Source organism: Bacillus sp. CIS52 (genome assembly GCF_053545315.1).
Genome location: NZ_JBIUFR010000001.1, coordinates 1212232 through 1228077, shown reverse-complemented (window position 1 = coordinate 1228077; position 15846 = coordinate 1212232). Strand labels below are relative to the sequence as shown.

The window sequence follows — 15846 nt, the reverse complement described above, 5'->3', positions numbered from 1 at the left end:
ATAAAAAAAGCCAGCAGCCTTCGTGCACATTTCCCATTTAATGTGATTTTTCATACTGCAGGCAAATGAAATAAGCCAGCAGGGCGCCCCGATATGTCTTAATATCAATACCTGAGCGTTCCGCAAATTTATCAATCCGATATTGAAGACTGTTGCGGTGCAAATGCAGTTTTTTCGATGTGAGCGACATGTTTGAGTTATGTTCAATAAAAGTCTGAATCGTATGCTTCAGCTCCGGTTCTTTCTGAAACAGCAACACCGCCTCTTCGTGAAGCAATGCAGAGAGCTTTTCTCTGCTTTCTTCCGAGAGCATGGCCGGAAATACCGTTTCCGCGGTCAGCGTGCTCAGCTGCGGGAGATGACGCCTTCCAATCTGAAAATATTGCTGTTCTCTCCGGTAATGAAGGCGCAGACGTTCCCCGGCACCGTAATACCTACCGATGAAGAAACGGACACTGAAATAAAAATCACATTCAGAAACCTTCACAAAAGATGCGATATCACCCGGATCAGGGGCTTCAAGCTTTTCTTCCTCTACAATCACACCCTGACCCCTTCCCGTCCGGACAACCGTATACGGCATCGGCCAGAAATGACGCAACGCTTCCGTAAACGCCCCCCAGTTCCGTTCCCCCATTAAGTCATAATGAATAAAACGGACACGAGACTCTTTGACGTCAGGAACCAGTCCCTCTTCCAGCAGAAAACGCCGCCACCTCTTTGCTTCCGCCGTCTCCGCAAAAAAAACGCCTTTCTCTTCAGCAGGTGTCAAAAACGATTCCAGAAGCAGTTTCTCCTTCGGGGTGATATCCTCCTTCGGAATGGCGACATAGACCCGCCTCTTCTCATCATAAAAACAAAAGACATCCTCTGCCGTACAGCACGTATCAGACAGCACAGCCCTCGGGTAAATTGCCAATAACGGGTTCATATGCGCTCCTCTCTATCGCTCTATTATATTTTCAGTATAAAACGTCCGGCGGGTGGTATCTACTTCATTTTAGAAACAGCTTTCCGGCTATTTCCCGGGAAACAGATCATTACCGTTTCTCCCCGGCATATAAAAAAACCCTCCGCACCGGCAGAGGGATCTTTTTTATTTAGAGATATCGACGAAGCCTTCACCAAAGACGTCACGCACATCATGAACAATGACAAACGCCTTTGTATCACAGCTTTTAATAATTTTCTTGAGCATGGAGAGCTCTTGTTTCTGGATGACGATGTATAAAATTTCTTTCGACTGCCCCGTGTAATTCCCTTTACCCGACAGCAGCGTCACCCCTCTGTCCATAAGCGTGTTGACCTGCTCAGCGATTTCGTGCTTATGCTCAGATATGATCGTCACCGCTTTTTTCGTATTCAGCCCTTCAATGATAAAGTCCATCACCTTCGTTCCAATGTACAGCATCACAATGGTAAACATCATTTTTTCCGCACCGATGATGAAATAAGAACTGAAGACGACAATCAGATCAAAGAACAAAAGCGCATAGCTGATATTCCAATCGAGATATTTGTTCGCAATCCTCGCCAAAATGGCAGATCCCGCAGTCGTGCCTCCGACTCGGATAATGATTCCGATTCCGACACCGGCAAACACACCCGCAAAAATAGTATTAATAATGAGTTCATGTGACGGCGAGTGCCAGTCATGCGTCAGATGCAGAAACAGCGAGTTGGCGACAACGGTAATGATCGTATAAAGCGTTGTTTTACCGTCTAAAAACTTATATCCGATGATCAATAAGATCCCGTTCAAAATGATATTCGTCACCCCGGGCGACCATTCAAACACATAATACAAGATCAGGGTGATCCCCGTTACCCCGCCCTCTCCAAGATCATTCGGAATGGCGAATAAATTAACGGCCAATGCGAAGATAAAAGCCCCAATAATCAGCATCAGCACATCCAGCAACCTCTTTTTCATCCCAGACACTCCCTTTTTATAAAATCAAAAAAGCCCGGGGAGAGCACTCTTCATCAAAAGAGCAGAAACTCCCGGGCTTTTATCCCACCGTGTCACAGCAAAAAACCTGCTGTGTGTTTTCTCTCGGTCCAGACCAATTCACATTGCGGAACCCTAGAAAACCACTGTTTTTTATGTTCAGTTTTTATATTTCTTTCAAGATTATACGGGAAATCACGAGCATGTTCAACCACTCTTTTTTCCATAAACCTATGAAAAATTCGAACGGCCTGCCGATACTAATAAAGGCCCTTAAAATATATGACTAAAAAATCATCAAAATACTATTTTTCTCAAAATTGTATTGACTATAGGTTATTTTACAGGCATTATAGTATGTAGTTTTTAAGAAATAGTTTACATAGGAGGAAATATTATGGCAGGCAACTTAGTGTCTTGTAAGGCATGCGGCAAAGAAATCGCTAAAGGCGTTAAAAAATGCCCAAACTGCGGTAAAGATCAGAGAAACTTTTTTATGAGACATAAAATCATCACATTGCTTCTGGCAGTAGTGGTTATTATCATTCTCGTAAATATCGGCGGCGGAGGCGGATCTTCATCATCTAAAACTGCGTCCTCAAAAGCTGCGGAGTCCAAGGAAAAACTGTATAACATCGGTGATACTGTTAAAACTGAAAAAACTGAAGTTACTGTGACGAAAGTGGAAAAAAGAGATTCAGTAGGCTCTCAATTTGTCGAGAAAAAAGCGTCTGACGGCGGCGTTATCGTAGCTGTTCAATACACAGTTAAAAATGTGTCAGACAAGCCGTTAAGCTCTTTCTCCATACCAAGAGCGAAATTAGTAGATTCTAAAGGAACATCCTATGATTCAGATATTGATGCTTCTTCAAGCTATGCAACAGAAACAAAAGTAGACAACAGTAAAATTTTAAGTGACTTGAACCCGAACATTAAAGTTACTGACGTAAAAGCTTTTGAAGTTGATAAAAACGCATACTCTAAAGGCACTTGGAAATTAAAATTCAGCAACGATGTTGAAGTAAAAGTTAAATAATGATCATAGCAAAAGAGACCTTCATCATTTGAAGGTCTCTTTCTTTTTACACCTTTTGATACCCGTTCACATTGGAGGACTGCCACTTCCAAGAGTCGGCGCACATTTCTTCAAGGCCGCGCTTTGCTTCCCAGCCTAATTCTGCCTTCGCTTTTGCCGGGTCTGCGAAGCATGCGGCAATGTCTCCCGGGCGCCGGTCGGCAAAACGGTACGGCACTGCTTTTCCCGATACTTTTTCAAACGCCTTGACCATCTCAAGAACGCTGTAGCCTCTTCCCGTGCCGAGATTATAGGCATCGGCGCCCGTTGTGTCCAGCACCTTTTCAAGCGCTTTGACGTGGCCCTCGGCAAGATCAACGACATGGATGTAATCCCGCACGCCGGTGCCGTCCTTTGTCGGATAATCATTACCGAACACCTGCAATTGCTCAAGCTTACCGACAGCAACTTGGGCGACGTATGGCATTAAATTATTCGGGATGCCGTTCGGGTCTTCTCCGATCCGGCCGCTCGGATGCGCGCCGAACGGATTAAAGTAGCGGAGCAGCGCAATGCTCCATTCAGGGTCCGCCTTATGCAGATCGCGCAAAATCTGTTCCAGCATCAGCTTGGTCTGCCCGTAAGGATTGGTCGCGCTTAACGGAAAATCTTCGGTGATCGGCGTTGTTTCCGGAACGCCATAAACCGTTGCTGATGAGCTGAAGACGATTTTTTTCACACCGTGTGCCTGCATGGCTTCACATAAAATAAACGTCCCCGTCAGATTATTATGATAATAACGGAGCGGAACAGCCACGGACTCACCGACCGCTTTTAAACCCGCAAAATGAATGACGGCTTCAATCTCATTTGCAGCAAACACCCGGTGAACGGCGTCACGGTCAAGGAGATCCGCTTCATAAAACACAAGCCCTTTTCCGGTAATGTCTTTCACACGCTCCAATGCTTCCGGTGAACTATTTGACAGATTATCCAGAACCACGATGTCATAGCCGCTGTTTAACAGCTCGACACATGTGTGGCTTCCGATATAACCCGCTCCGCCTGTCACTAAAATCGCCATGAAGAAAGCCTCCCTATTGAATGAATTGACCATATTATATCGATTTTTTCTTCCTCAATCATCCATTTTCAGAAAGTTTAATCGTTTAGTCATCGTTTCTTCATATTTTGTTTTCATTCGCGTAATTCAAACGGGTTGTGAAATAGAAATCCCTCCCCCGCACATGGTAAGATAAGACAAAGGAGATGACGGTATGAAAAACGAAATCATTGAACGCTTTACTTCTTATGTAAAAGTCGATACACAGTCTGACGAAAACAATGAAAACTGTCCATCTACCCCCGGACAGCTGACATTGGCCAACATGCTGGCAGATGAATTAAAGTCGATCGGCATGAAAGAAATCACAGTCGATGACAATGGATACGTCATGGCGACTCTTCCGGCAAATACGGATAAAGACGTGCCGACGATCGGTTTTCTGGCCCACGTAGATACAGCGACTGATTTCACCGGAAAAAATGTGAATCCTCAGATTATTGAAAGCTATGACGGACATGATATCGTTCTGAATGACAAACTCAACGTCATTCTGTCGCCTGAGCAATTCCCGGAGCTTTCCCGCTATAAAGGCCAGACACTGATTACAACCGACGGCACGACGCTGCTCGGAGCCGACAACAAAGCGGGCATTGCCGAAATCATGACGGCAATGGCGTACTTAATCAAACATCCGGACATCAAACACGGGACGATCCGGGTCGCATTCACGCCGGATGAAGAAATCGGCAGAGGGCCTCACAAATTCGATGTCGGCCGCTTCAACGCCGCATTCGCCTACACGGTAGACGGAGGCCCCCTCGGCGAACTGCAATATGAAAGCTTTAACGCAGCCTCCGCAAAGCTTACTTGTTACGGAAAAAGCGTTCACCCCGGAACGGCGAAAAACAAAATGGTCAACGCTTCAAAAATCGCGATGGAATTTCATCACGCGCTGCCGAAAGAAGAAGCGCCGGAATATACGGAAGGGTATGAAGGCTTCTATCACTTAAATTCAATGAACGGAGACGTTTCTGAAGCCGCCCTGTCGTACATCATCAGAGACTTTGACAGAGACCGCTTTACAGAACGAAAAGAATTTATGCAGAAAACCGCCGACGCGCTTGCGGCTAAATACGGCAAGGAAAGCATCAAGCTTGAACTGCATGATCAATATTACAACATGAGAGAAAAAATCGAACCGGTCAAAGAAATTGTCGACATCGCCTATCAAGCCATGAAAAACCTCGGCATCGAACCGATTATCGAACCGATCCGGGGCGGAACTGACGGATCACAGCTCTCTTACATGGGACTGCCGACACCGAACATCTTCACGGGCGGCGAAAACTTCCACGGAAAATATGAATACATTTCCGTCGACCATATGGAAAAGGCGGTAAACGTCATTGTTGAGATCGCCAGGCTGTTTGAAGAACGCGCGTAAAACCAAAGCTCCCTGCTTTGGTTTTTTTCTTTCACATGAAACCTTTCCTTCTTTCTTTCCGTATATAAGGTATGAATTGGAAGGAAGGAGTGAAGACTATGGCAAGAGGCACTGTAGCAAGAGAATTGAAAAAAACCTTAAAAGACCCCCGCGTTCTGGAGACGAAATCGAACCCTTTTAAAAAGCTGCGAAAAATGTTCAGACGATTTTTTGTAAGATAACATCTCGTTTTCTTACAAAAAATAAGGAAAGCGCTATCAAATCATAATCTTCCGTTAGAAGCAGTTATTTTGCATATCGCAGGATTTTTTAGGGTACTGAATAACACAAGGCAAACGAAAACAATGTATTAGTTAATTCGGCACTGTCAAAAAATAGTGAAAAAGTTATATAAACGATAATCACTCAGCAGCCGATACAATCTATAGAACCACAACAAGAGCAAAATCAACCGCAGATCATAGTCATTTTTACGGAAAATGTCTTTATTTTTTAAAAAAGTGACAATTGTTTGAATACTTTTCGTTTGTTTTTTCGTACAATAATAATACCAAAACTTTTTTTGGGAGGTATGTAAAATGATGCTACTTATTTTTGCTGCTTTGACAGGATACCTGGTTTTCTCTTTCAGTAAGGACAACCGCCGGAAAACGCCAAAGACAAGCCCGCTGGTGACAGCTGCCGACACGAATAACATCATTGATTTAAATGCGATCCGTCAGAAACGCCGGATGCCGCTATCATAAAAACGACAGCTGCCGCAAAATCGGCAGCCTTTTTTTGTGCACTCCTCCAATATGAAACCATCCGTCTCCTTTTTACGTACAACATAAAAAAGGAGTTTTTTTATGTATCATTTTTATATCAAAGAGCGGATGTTTACGTTTAAGAATCGCTTTCAAGTGTTTCTTGAAAGCGGTAAAGAAGTCTTCAATGTGGAGGGAAAGCTGTTTTCTTTCGGTGACGAACTGAAGCTGTCTGATTTGGACGGCCGCACGCTCGCCAGTGTCAGTCAGAAACTGATGTCGCTCGTTCCCCGTTACGAAATTTCCGTCGGCGGCAAGCCTGTATGCCAAGTCATCAAGAAAATGACGTTTTTCAAACCGAAATTTGAAATTTCCGGAGTCGGCTGGGATATTACCGGCGATGTGTGGGGACGGAATTTTCAAGTGACAGACGGGAAATCAAACCGGATGACCGTCACCAAATCTTGGATGAGCTGGGGCGATTCTTATCATTTGGAGATTGAAAATGAAGAGGATATTGTTCTTTGTCTTGCGATCGCAATCGTGATAGATATGATTCTATTTGAGGGTGATAAATAAAAATATTTATCGAAATATATTGACAATATAAGATAATATACTAAGATTAAGAGTATTACAGTTTATTCTGAAAAATAGCATATTTCCTTATCAAGAGAGGTGGAGGGACTGGCCCTATGATACCCGGCAACCGCTGTTCAGCAGAATGGTGCTAAATCCTGAAGATAAGGTTGAGATTTGCGGACGCAAGCTCTTCCCTATCCAAGGGAAGAGCTTTTTATATTTCATTGAGGAAAGAAGGAATCGTTCATGTCACAGCAAAACACAGAACAATCATTGCACACTCTTCTTAGAAAAAACCCGCCGTTTCGCGCGGATCAGGTCGGAAGCCTGCTCCGGCCGGCGGCTGTGAAGCAAGCCCGCCTGCAAAGAGCGGCGGGTGAGATTTCGGCAGAACAGCTGCGCGAAATCGAAAACCAAGAAATCATCCGCAGCGTGAAAAAGCAGAAAGAGACCGGTCTCAATGTCGTGACTGACGGCGAATTCCGCCGGGCCTGGTGGCATTTTGATTTTCTCGAAAACTTAGACGGCGTCGAAGCGTTTACGCCAGATAGCGGCATTCAGTTTCACAATGTACAGACGAAAGCGCGCGGCATTAAAGTAACGGGAGATATTGATTTTTCTCAGCATCCGATGCTCGAAGATTATAAATTTCTTCACAGCATTGCTGGCGATGCTGTTCCAAAAATGACGATTCCAAGCCCGAATATGCTGTTTTTCCGCGGAAAATTGGAAAAAGCGGCATATCAGAATGATTACAAACAATTTCAGCATGATGTATCAAAGGCGTATAAAAAAGCGATTCAAGCTTTCTATGACGCCGGGTGCCGCTATCTTCAGCTCGATGACACCGCATGGGCCGTTTTCTTATCTGAAGCGGGGCTTCGTCAGATTGAAGCATTCGGAACGACGCCGGATGAGCTGCGCAGGCTGTTCGCAGCTTCTATTAATGACGCGATTAAGGATCGTCCTGCCGACTTGAAGGTTACGATGCATATCTGCCGCGGCAACTTCCAGTCCACATGGACGGCTGAAGGCGGCTATGATGCAGCGGCTGAAACGATTTTTGACGGGCTTGACCTTGACGGATTGTTCCTGGAATATGATGATTCCCGCTCCGGCGGCTTTGAACCGCTCCGTTATGTCAAGCGCTCTGATCTCCAGCTTGTGCTCGGATTGATTACATCAAAACATGGCGAACTTGAAGACAAGGACGCGATTAAACGCCGGATTGAAGAAGCTTCACAATATGTCAGCCTGGATCAGCTTTGCCTCAGCCCGCAATGCGGATTCGCTTCCACTGAGGAAGGAAATCTGATCACAGAAGAACAGCAATGGGCAAAACTGCGCCATGTCGTCGATATTGCCGGTGAAGTCTGGAAATAAAAAAAAGACACGCTAATCGCGTGTCTTTTCCGTTTTACAGCGGATCGGTCCCGATTAAAATTTCAATATCTATCGTGATATCAGCCGCTTTCCGGCCGATAAACCGCTGAATGCTTTCTTCAGTGCATTTCCATGTCAGGGGCGTCATTTTCACAAGCCGTTCAAGATCAGGCTGCGATAACGTCTTCGTGTAACGCAGCCGTTTACGATCAAAGGTTTGAAAGCCCGCTTGGAAACGGCAGGCCGCTGAATCGGCGGTGTCATTCCGCCGGGGACTGTCTCCGAAAAAGAATTCCCTTACTTCCTTCAAATAATCACGCCGCGGCACCGCTTTAATGACTGTGCCGCCCTTTCGTAAAAGCCTGCTGCATTCCTTGTAATTCCAAGGCGATAAAACAGACATCACGACATCAAAACAGCTGTCGGCAAACGGCGCACCCGCCACATCAGCGACGGCAAAAACCATTTGTTCCCCGAAGGCCTTTGCCGCATGCAGCACACCTTCTTTCGAGATATCAATACCGATTCCCGTCACAGAAAAAGCGGGCTGCAGCAATCGGCATACTGCGGCTAAATGGGAGCCCTCTCCGCATCCCGCATCCAATACCGCCGCCTGTTTTTGCGGAGATTGAGTGCGGCTGATGATGGCGGCGATCTCTTTTTGAACCGGCGCAAAAAACTCCCGGCTGTCAAAAAGCTCGCGTCTCGCTTCGAACAGATGCCTGTCATAGCGTGTGTTGACCGCTTTATTGAGGAAATTCACATATCCTTGTTTTGATATATCAAATGTATGCCCGTTTCCGCATATCAAGCTTTGATTTTGTGAGACCGCCATGGCCGTGCGGCATAGCGGACACCTGAATACGGACTGGCATGATTGCAGTAATTCAGCGCGTTTTCTTTTCATCGACGCCAAAAAAACACCTCATTCATTCGTTATTTTGATGAAATGAAAAAGGCATAGACAAATAAACCTTGCCAAATTGGAAGGTTTAACCTATTTATCTATACCTCTCATTATCTGTAACGAATGAACTGGATGATCACGAAAATGACCCCTTTTCTGCCGCCTTTTGAAGGCGGTGCCCTCAGATCCATTTTATCAGCTGCATCCCGTCTTTACAATGAACCGGAACTGTTTTTCGGGGGCTTTTTATCCTTTATTATCCAATTACTTATGCGCATCCTTTATTTTCTTTATTTATAATATAAATTTATTATTTTGAAAATATCTAAAAAGGTTGATTTTCAAAAATTGAAACGATAAAATACTGCTATCTCATGTAATATCGTTATTCTTGTATATGATCAGTAATATGGTCTGATTGTTTCTACCTAGTGCCGTAAAAGACTAGACTACAAGAAAGTTTGCATAAATTTGAACGAGTGAAAAGCATATGATGCTGTCAGTCTATTCTTTTCTTTTGGCTCTTATTTATCACACTTTCTGGCTTTCAGGAATTTGTGACGAATAAGAGCTTTTTTTATTTCCATAATACCCTTATAGGAGTTGCTCACATGTACTTTTTATTGAACATTGTCGGTCTCATTGTTGTCATGGCTGTTGTTTTCTTATGCTCTCCCAACAAGAAGAAGATTAAATGGCGCCCGATTGTCATGCTCCTCGTCTTTGAGTTTCTGATTACTTGGTTTATGTTAGGGACAAAAGTCGGCGGCTTTGTCATCGGGAAGATCGGCGCGTTCTTTACATGGCTGATTTCCTGCGCCAGTCAAGGGATTGCGTTCGCTTTTCCGTCTGTCATGGCCAATCCGACGGTTGATTTTTTCTTCAGCGCATTGCTGCCGATTATCTTCGTCGTGACCTTCTTTGATATGCTGTCGTATTTCGGTATTCTGCCGTGGCTCATTGATAAAATCGGCTGGCTGATTTCTAAAATATCCCGTCTGCCGAAGCTGGAGAGCTTTTTCTCCATTCAGATGATGTTTTTAGGAAATACGGAAGCCCTAGCCGTCATCCGCCAGCAGCTTGCCGCCGTCAACAACAATCGGCTTCTGACATTCGGGCTGATGAGTATGAGCAGCATCAGCGGCTCGATCATCGGATCGTACTTGACGATGGTTCCGTCCACTTATGTGTTTACAGCCATCCCGCTGAATTGCTTAAACGCGCTTTTAATCGCAAATATGCTGAATCCCGTGGACGTTTCTAAAGAGGACGATATCATTTACGTACCTTCAAAAGCGGAGAAAAAGGACTTCTTCTCCACGATTTCTAACAGTATGCTTGTCGGCATGAACATGGTCATTGTCATCTTAGCAATGGTGATCGGATATGTGGCGTTAACCGCCGCATTAAACGGCGTGCTCGGACTGTTCGTGCACGGTTTGACCATTCAAAAGATTTTCTCATACATCTTCAGTCCGTTTGCCTTCCTTCTCGGATTAGGCGTACATGACGCGATGTATGTCGCACAGCTGATGGGCATCAAGCTCGCGACGAATGAATTTGTGGCAATGGCCGATCTGAAAGGGCAGCTGAAATCACTTCCGCCGCACACGATTGCCGTTGCGACGACATTCCTGACATCATTCGCAAACTTCAGCACCATCGGTATGATCTACGGATCTTATCAATCTCTGCTTGATGGTGAAAAATCAGCCATCATCGGGAAAAATGTCTGGAAGCTGCTTGTCAGCGGAATTGCCGTTTCCTTATTGAGCGCGGCGATTGTCGGATTGTTTGTCTGGTAAAAGAAAAAAAGCGATACCGCTCCGTTTTGGAGCGATATCGCTTTTTTTTTATTGATAGACGGATGCAGGCACGAAAACATCCCGGATTCCTGCCGCATACGGCCCGAGATCGTATTGTCCGAACACAACGGCAATGCCGTTTTTCGTAAAGAAGAAAGGTCTTTCGTTGTTCAGGATGATCTCCTGTTTTTTGACGTCCTGATCGAACAGATCGTCATGTTTCTTGATGTAGCCGTAAAGATAGTCTCTCGTTTTGTTACCTTTCGTTTTCGTATTCAGCACATCATGGAGTGTGACCCGTTTTTTTGCGGCCAGGTCGTAATTAAAGGTCTGAACGGATGTCAGCCCGTGTGCGCCGCCTGTGTAAATGTAGTTTTCCGTCAGAATGCTGAGCTTGCCGCCTTGATTATACTTCACCTTGAAGTCTGCTTGGTATTCCGCTTTATAGCCTTGTTTCTCACCGTCTTGTTTGTTTTTCACATATTCTTTGTACGAGTTTTCAATATAGCGTTTGAAGTCCTGATTGATTTTCTTTTCAAAAGATGCGTTTCCCGTATTTGTGACCTCAGGGTATGTCAGCTGCTTTACATGCTTATACGTATGGCTTTTGACAACGGGCTTGGCGGTTTGTGCAGCTTCGGCTGAAGGGGCGAAACCTCCGAACGGCGCGGCTGTCAGCACTGCCAAAAGCACGGCCGCCATCATTTTGAATGTCTTTTTCATCACAACTCCTCCTTTTCATTTACCCGTTCCCTTTTTGAAAACGGGTTACACACTATAGACAGCGCAGATCAGGAAATTGTTTCTGGGCCTTCCCTCACATTTTCTCCATAAAAAAGAGACATGGATCATCCATGCCTCTTTTACCGTGAAGGTCTTTGCGCAATGGCTTCATAAACGGCTTCCGCCAGATCGGAGTTGCCGAACATCTCCAAAACGCCGATGACGGTTTGATCAGGAATCGGTTCTGATTCCTCCTTCGGCACGACAAGCTCTTCAGCCATTTTTCGCAGCTCTTCGTTTAAAGGCTGTCCGGGATAGGCCCTGCTGTAAATCGCCATCGGATCAAGATCATGATTGACGCACCATTGGGCAAACACCAAAATCATCATGTTTTCGTCACGCCGGTAATATTCTTCGAGTTGTTTTTCGGTAAACGGCTTCACTATCATTCGCTCCTCCAGAAAATCTATCCCTAAGATACACAAACACAGAGCGGAAGTAAACCAAAGAGGGTGAAACATATTATTTCACAGCGGAAGGTGCGGATGTGCACGGAAGCGATTTTCGTTTTCTTCCAATATTAATGCTTCGTTCCGATCGTTCACTTTCACAAGAAAAAAAGCGCCCCTCTCATAAAAAGGCGCTTTTTCATTCTTATATTTTCCTGTCCCAATGCCGATGCGCTGCCACGGCTTTCAGAAATTGTTCGCAGTTTCCGTCCGGAACAAGGCCGGGGCCGTTTTCGGTTCCGGCGGCGAGGGCGAGAAGTTCTTTTCCTTCACCGGAGGCGCCGATCGCTTTGTAATGGCTGAAGGCTTCACTGACGAAATCTTTAGCCGATTTTTTGGCTTTGAGGCTGTCAGTGCTTTGTTGTCCGCCCGGAATGAAAACAGCGTCATACAGGACGGAATCCGCTGTCAGGAAAGTGGCTGACGCTTCGAGCTCCGTGCCGTTTTCTCCCTTGATCGTTCCAAGCACAGGACTGATGATATCGGCTCTGACTCCCGCCTGTTTGCATGCGTCAAGCACTTGTTTGACTTCCTCATCGGCAAACCCGTGATCGGCTAAAACCGCGACCTGCCTTGTGGCTGCCGTCTTTACCGTATTTTCCTGGCTTAAGGCCGGAGAAGTGAAAGTTTCATCAGATTCACGGTCCTTTGGCGGCGGGTTCACGCCGATTCCTTTCGCAACGCGCTCGGCAAGATCAGCGTCGACGTGACTGAAGACATCAATCACCTGCTGCTGCACATCCTTGCTTTTCACTTTTCCTACCTCAAAACTGAACGCGGAGATGATATGTTCTTTCTCGGCGGGAGACATGCTGTTCCAGAACATCTTCGCCTGAGAAAAATAGTCATTGAAGCTCTCACTGCGCTGGCGGATTTTTCTGCCTTCTACTTTTTCCTGATAATGAACGTATCCTCCTTCTTCTTCTGAGGCCGGCGACGGATCATTGTTCTGCAGAGAGTTTTTATGATAGGCGACAGGGCCCTTATTAATCGTCATCCGGTGGTAGCCGTCGTATTGGTTGTTATGGAACGGGCAGACCGGCCGGTTGATCGGAATCTCGTGAAAATTCGGTCCGCCAAGACGGATGAGCTGTGTATCCGTATAAGAGAAAAGCCGTCCCTGCAGGAGCGGGTCATTGGTGAAATCAATGCCCGGCACGACATTTCCCGGGTGGAATGCGACCTGCTCCGTTTCCGCAAAGACATTGTCCTGATTGCGGTCGAGGGTCATTTTTCCGATCAGCTTGACGGGAACCAGCTCCTCCGGCCAAAGCTTCGTCGGATCAAGGATATCGAAGTCAAATTTAAATTCATCTTCTTCGTCAATCATCTGAACACCGAGCTCATACTCGACTTTGCCGCCGTTTTCAATGGTCTCCCACAGGTCGCGGCGATGGAAATCGGGATCTTTCCCGGCAATTTTCTGCGCCTCATCCCATACGAGAGAATGCACGCCGAGAACCGGCTTCCAGTGGAATTTCACGAAACGCGCTTTTCCTTTCTCGTTGACGAAACGGAATGTATGCACGCCGAAGCCCTCCATCATCCGGTAGCTTCGCGGGATGCCGCGGTCAGACATCGTCCACATGACCATGTGCGCGGATTCAGGATTGTTGGCGACAAAATCCCAGAACGTATCATGAGCCGTCGCTGCCTGCGGCATTTCATTGTGCGGTTCCGGTTTAAAGGCATGGACGAGATCCGGGAACTTGATCGCGTCCTGAATGAAGAATACCGGAATATTGTTTCCGACGAGATCGTAATTCCCTTCTTCGGTATAAAACTTAGTCGCGAATCCTCTGGCGTCACGGACTGTGTCGCCTGACCCTTTGGAGCCCGCGACTGTTGAGAAACGGACGAAGACAGGTGTTTTGACAGACGGATCCTGTAAAAATTTCGCCCGTGTATATTCCGTCATCGGTTCGTACACCTGAAAATGCCCATGAACGCCGTATCCGCGGGCATGAACGACCCGCTCCGGAATCCGCTCGTGGTCAAAATGCGTCATTTTTTCACGAAAATGAAAATCCTCCATCAGCGTAGGGCCGCGGACACCCGCTTTTAAAGAATGCTCATCCTCAGACACACGAAGTCCCTGATTGGTCGTCATTTTCTTCCCGCTGTTATCAGACCTGTACTGCTCAAGCTGCTCGTCTTTTGAGTGCTCATTTACTCGTTTGTTTTGATCATCACTCATGTCAGTTCCCCCTTTTAAAACGAAACATTCTACAGCACATTTACCCGCGGTGTTCCCTATATAAACTGCTGATCGGCTCAATAGGATTTTAGGTCTATATATAAATATGCGGTCATACACATTTGAAATAAGCCTTCGTGACAGAAAGAAAACATGGAAGCGCTTACCAAAACAGCCGTTGAAAAAGGGAGGTCCTATCGTGCTTGCCATACTCGGTTTTGTGATGATCATTGTCTTTATGTACCTTATTATGTCTAACCGGCTTTCCGCTCTTATTGCCTTGATTGTCGTTCCTGTTGTGTTTGCCCTGATCAGCGGATTCGGCAAAGATCTCGGCGGGATGATGATTCAGGGCGTGACAGACCTCGCTCCTACCGGTATCATGCTGTTATTCGCCATCCTTTATTTCGGCATTATGATTGACTCAGGTCTGTTTGACCCTCTCATTGCCAAAATTTTATCATTTGTCAAAGGAGATCCGTTAAAGATCGCCGTCGGCACAGCGGTCCTGACGATGACCATTTCGCTCGACGGAGACGGGACAACGACCTATATGATTACGATTGCGGCGATGCTGCCTCTTTATAAACGGCTCGGCATGAACCGTTTGGTATTAGCCGGAATTGCGATGCTCGGTTCAGGGGTCATGAATATTATTCCGTGGGGCGGACCGACGGCGAGGGTTTTGGCTTCCTTGAAATTGGACACGTCAGAGGTCTTCACTCCGCTGATTCCCGCCATGATTGCCGGCATTCTTTGGGTGATCGCCGTTGCTTATCTCCTCGGAAAGAAAGAACGGAAGCGGCTCGGCGTCATTTCGCTTGATCACGCGCCGTCCTCCGATCCGGATGCGACGCCGCTCAAGCGTCCCGCTCTCCAATGGTTTAACCTGCTGCTGACTGTCGCACTGATGTCCGCGCTGATCACCGGCCTGCTCCCGCTTCCTGTTCTTTTTATGACCGCGTTCGCCATCGCCTTGATGGTCAACTATCCAAATGTCAAAGAGCAGCAGAAACGGATCTCGGCGCATGCGGGAAACGCGTTAAACGTTGTGTCCATGGTATTTGCGGCCGGCATATTCACAGGCATTCTCTCCGGCACAAAAATGGTGGATGCGATGGCGCATTCTCTCGTTTCACTCATTCCTGATGCCATGGGTCCGCACCTGCCGCTAATCACAGCCATCGTCAGTATGCCGTTCACCTTTTTCATGTCGAATGACGCCTTTTACTTCGGTGTCCTTCCCATCATCGCCGAAGCCGCTTCCGCTTACGGAATAGACGCCGCTGAAATCGGAAGGGCCTCCTTGCTGGGCCAGCCGGTGCATCTGCTCAGCCCGCTTGTGCCTTCCACCTATCTATTGGTCGGAATGGCGGGCGTCAGCTTTGGCGATCACCAAAAATTCACCATTAAATGGGCCGTGGGGACAACAATTGTGATGACGATTGCGGCGCTTTTGATTGGGATTATTTCGTTTTAATCAGAAAAGGATTTCCGCTGACGGAAATCCTTTTCTAT

At 46.4% G+C, this 15846-nt stretch carries 14 protein-coding genes and 3 riboswitches; of the genes, 7 read left to right on the top strand and 7 right to left on the bottom strand.

Annotated features, from left to right (window positions below; all coding sequences use genetic code 11):
* Window positions 1–37 precede the first annotated feature (37 nt).
* Complete coding sequence (locus ACH32G_RS05820) at window positions 38–931, bottom strand: PucR family transcriptional regulator (RefSeq protein WP_448814096.1); 894 nt, start codon at window positions 929–931, stop codon at window positions 38–40.
* A gap of 165 nt (window positions 932–1096) precedes the next feature.
* Entirely contained in the window at window positions 1097–1933 is an 837-nt protein-coding gene (locus ACH32G_RS05815; protein WP_003150818.1) for a YitT family protein, read from the bottom strand.
* Between the two features lie 66 nt (window positions 1934–1999).
* Window positions 2000–2101: riboswitch (guanidine-I (ykkC/yxkD leader) on the bottom strand.
* A 346-nt stretch (window positions 2102–2447) separates the two neighbouring features.
* Here ACH32G_RS05815 and ACH32G_RS05810 point away from each other — a divergent pair.
* Window positions 2448–2987 carry a DUF4352 domain-containing protein gene (locus ACH32G_RS05810; protein WP_141228469.1) on the top strand — a complete coding sequence of 180 codons (540 nt, stop codon included), beginning with the start codon at window positions 2448–2450 and terminating at the stop codon, window positions 2985–2987.
* A 46-nt stretch (window positions 2988–3033) separates the two neighbouring features.
* Here ACH32G_RS05810 and galE read toward each other — a convergent pair whose 3' ends face one another.
* The gene (gene galE, locus ACH32G_RS05805; RefSeq protein ID WP_049627644.1) at window positions 3034–4050 is read right to left on the bottom strand and encodes a UDP-glucose 4-epimerase GalE; all 1017 of its coding nucleotides are present in this window, start codon (window positions 4048–4050) and stop codon (window positions 3034–3036) included.
* 193 nt (window positions 4051–4243) lie between these two features.
* On the opposite strand from galE, the gene pepT reads away from it, so the two are divergent.
* From pepT to ACH32G_RS05785, 4 genes are all read left to right on the top strand, one after another.
* The gene (pepT, locus tag ACH32G_RS05800; protein ID WP_016937466.1) at window positions 4244–5476 is read left to right on the top strand and encodes a peptidase T; all 1233 of its coding nucleotides are present in this window, start codon (window positions 4244–4246) and stop codon (window positions 5474–5476) included.
* A gap of 578 nt (window positions 5477–6054) precedes the next feature.
* On the top strand, window positions 6055–6222 hold the full coding sequence (locus ACH32G_RS05795; RefSeq protein ID WP_003150808.1) for a hypothetical protein: 168 nt from the start codon (window positions 6055–6057) through the stop codon (window positions 6220–6222).
* Between the two features lie 102 nt (window positions 6223–6324).
* Window positions 6325–6801, top strand: coding sequence for an LURP-one-related/scramblase family protein (locus ACH32G_RS05790; RefSeq protein ID WP_047475994.1), 477 nt, complete (start codon window positions 6325–6327; stop codon window positions 6799–6801).
* A gap of 84 nt (window positions 6802–6885) precedes the next feature.
* Window positions 6886–6972: riboswitch (SAM riboswitch) on the top strand.
* 78 nt (window positions 6973–7050) lie between these two features.
* A complete protein-coding gene (locus tag ACH32G_RS05785; protein ID WP_448814095.1) occupies window positions 7051–8187 on the top strand; it encodes a 5-methyltetrahydropteroyltriglutamate--homocysteine S-methyltransferase in 1137 nt (378 codons plus the stop codon).
* Between the two features lie 34 nt (window positions 8188–8221).
* Here ACH32G_RS05785 and ACH32G_RS05780 read toward each other — a convergent pair whose 3' ends face one another.
* Entirely contained in the window at window positions 8222–9103 is an 882-nt protein-coding gene (locus ACH32G_RS05780; protein WP_448814094.1) for a putative RNA methyltransferase, read from the bottom strand.
* Window positions 9104–9465: 362 nt separating this feature from the next.
* A riboswitch (purine riboswitch) is annotated at window positions 9466–9566 on the top strand.
* 139 nt (window positions 9567–9705) lie between these two features.
* Between ACH32G_RS05780 and ACH32G_RS05775 the strand changes: the two genes are divergently transcribed.
* Window positions 9706–10899: a NupC/NupG family nucleoside CNT transporter gene (locus ACH32G_RS05775; RefSeq protein WP_045925537.1), complete on the top strand. Its 1194-nt coding sequence runs from the start codon at window positions 9706–9708 to the stop codon at window positions 10897–10899.
* Between the two features lie 48 nt (window positions 10900–10947).
* Here the strand turns inward: ACH32G_RS05775 and ACH32G_RS05770 are convergent, their stop codons facing one another.
* The 3 genes from ACH32G_RS05770 to ACH32G_RS05760 form a co-directional block, all read right to left on the bottom strand.
* Entirely contained in the window at window positions 10948–11622 is a 675-nt protein-coding gene (locus tag ACH32G_RS05770) for a DUF3298 and DUF4163 domain-containing protein (RefSeq protein WP_016937460.1), read from the bottom strand.
* 140 nt (window positions 11623–11762) lie between these two features.
* Window positions 11763–12071: a hypothetical protein gene (locus ACH32G_RS05765; RefSeq protein ID WP_448814093.1), complete on the bottom strand. Its 309-nt coding sequence runs from the start codon at window positions 12069–12071 to the stop codon at window positions 11763–11765.
* Between the two features lie 205 nt (window positions 12072–12276).
* The gene (locus ACH32G_RS05760; protein WP_016937458.1) at window positions 12277–14328 is read right to left on the bottom strand and encodes a catalase; all 2052 of its coding nucleotides are present in this window, start codon (window positions 14326–14328) and stop codon (window positions 12277–12279) included.
* A 199-nt stretch (window positions 14329–14527) separates the two neighbouring features.
* Between ACH32G_RS05760 and citH the strand changes: the two genes are divergently transcribed.
* On the top strand, window positions 14528–15808 hold the full coding sequence (gene citH, locus ACH32G_RS05755; protein WP_415272898.1) for a citrate transporter CitH: 1281 nt from the start codon (window positions 14528–14530) through the stop codon (window positions 15806–15808).
* Window positions 15809–15846: the final 38 nt, after the last annotated feature.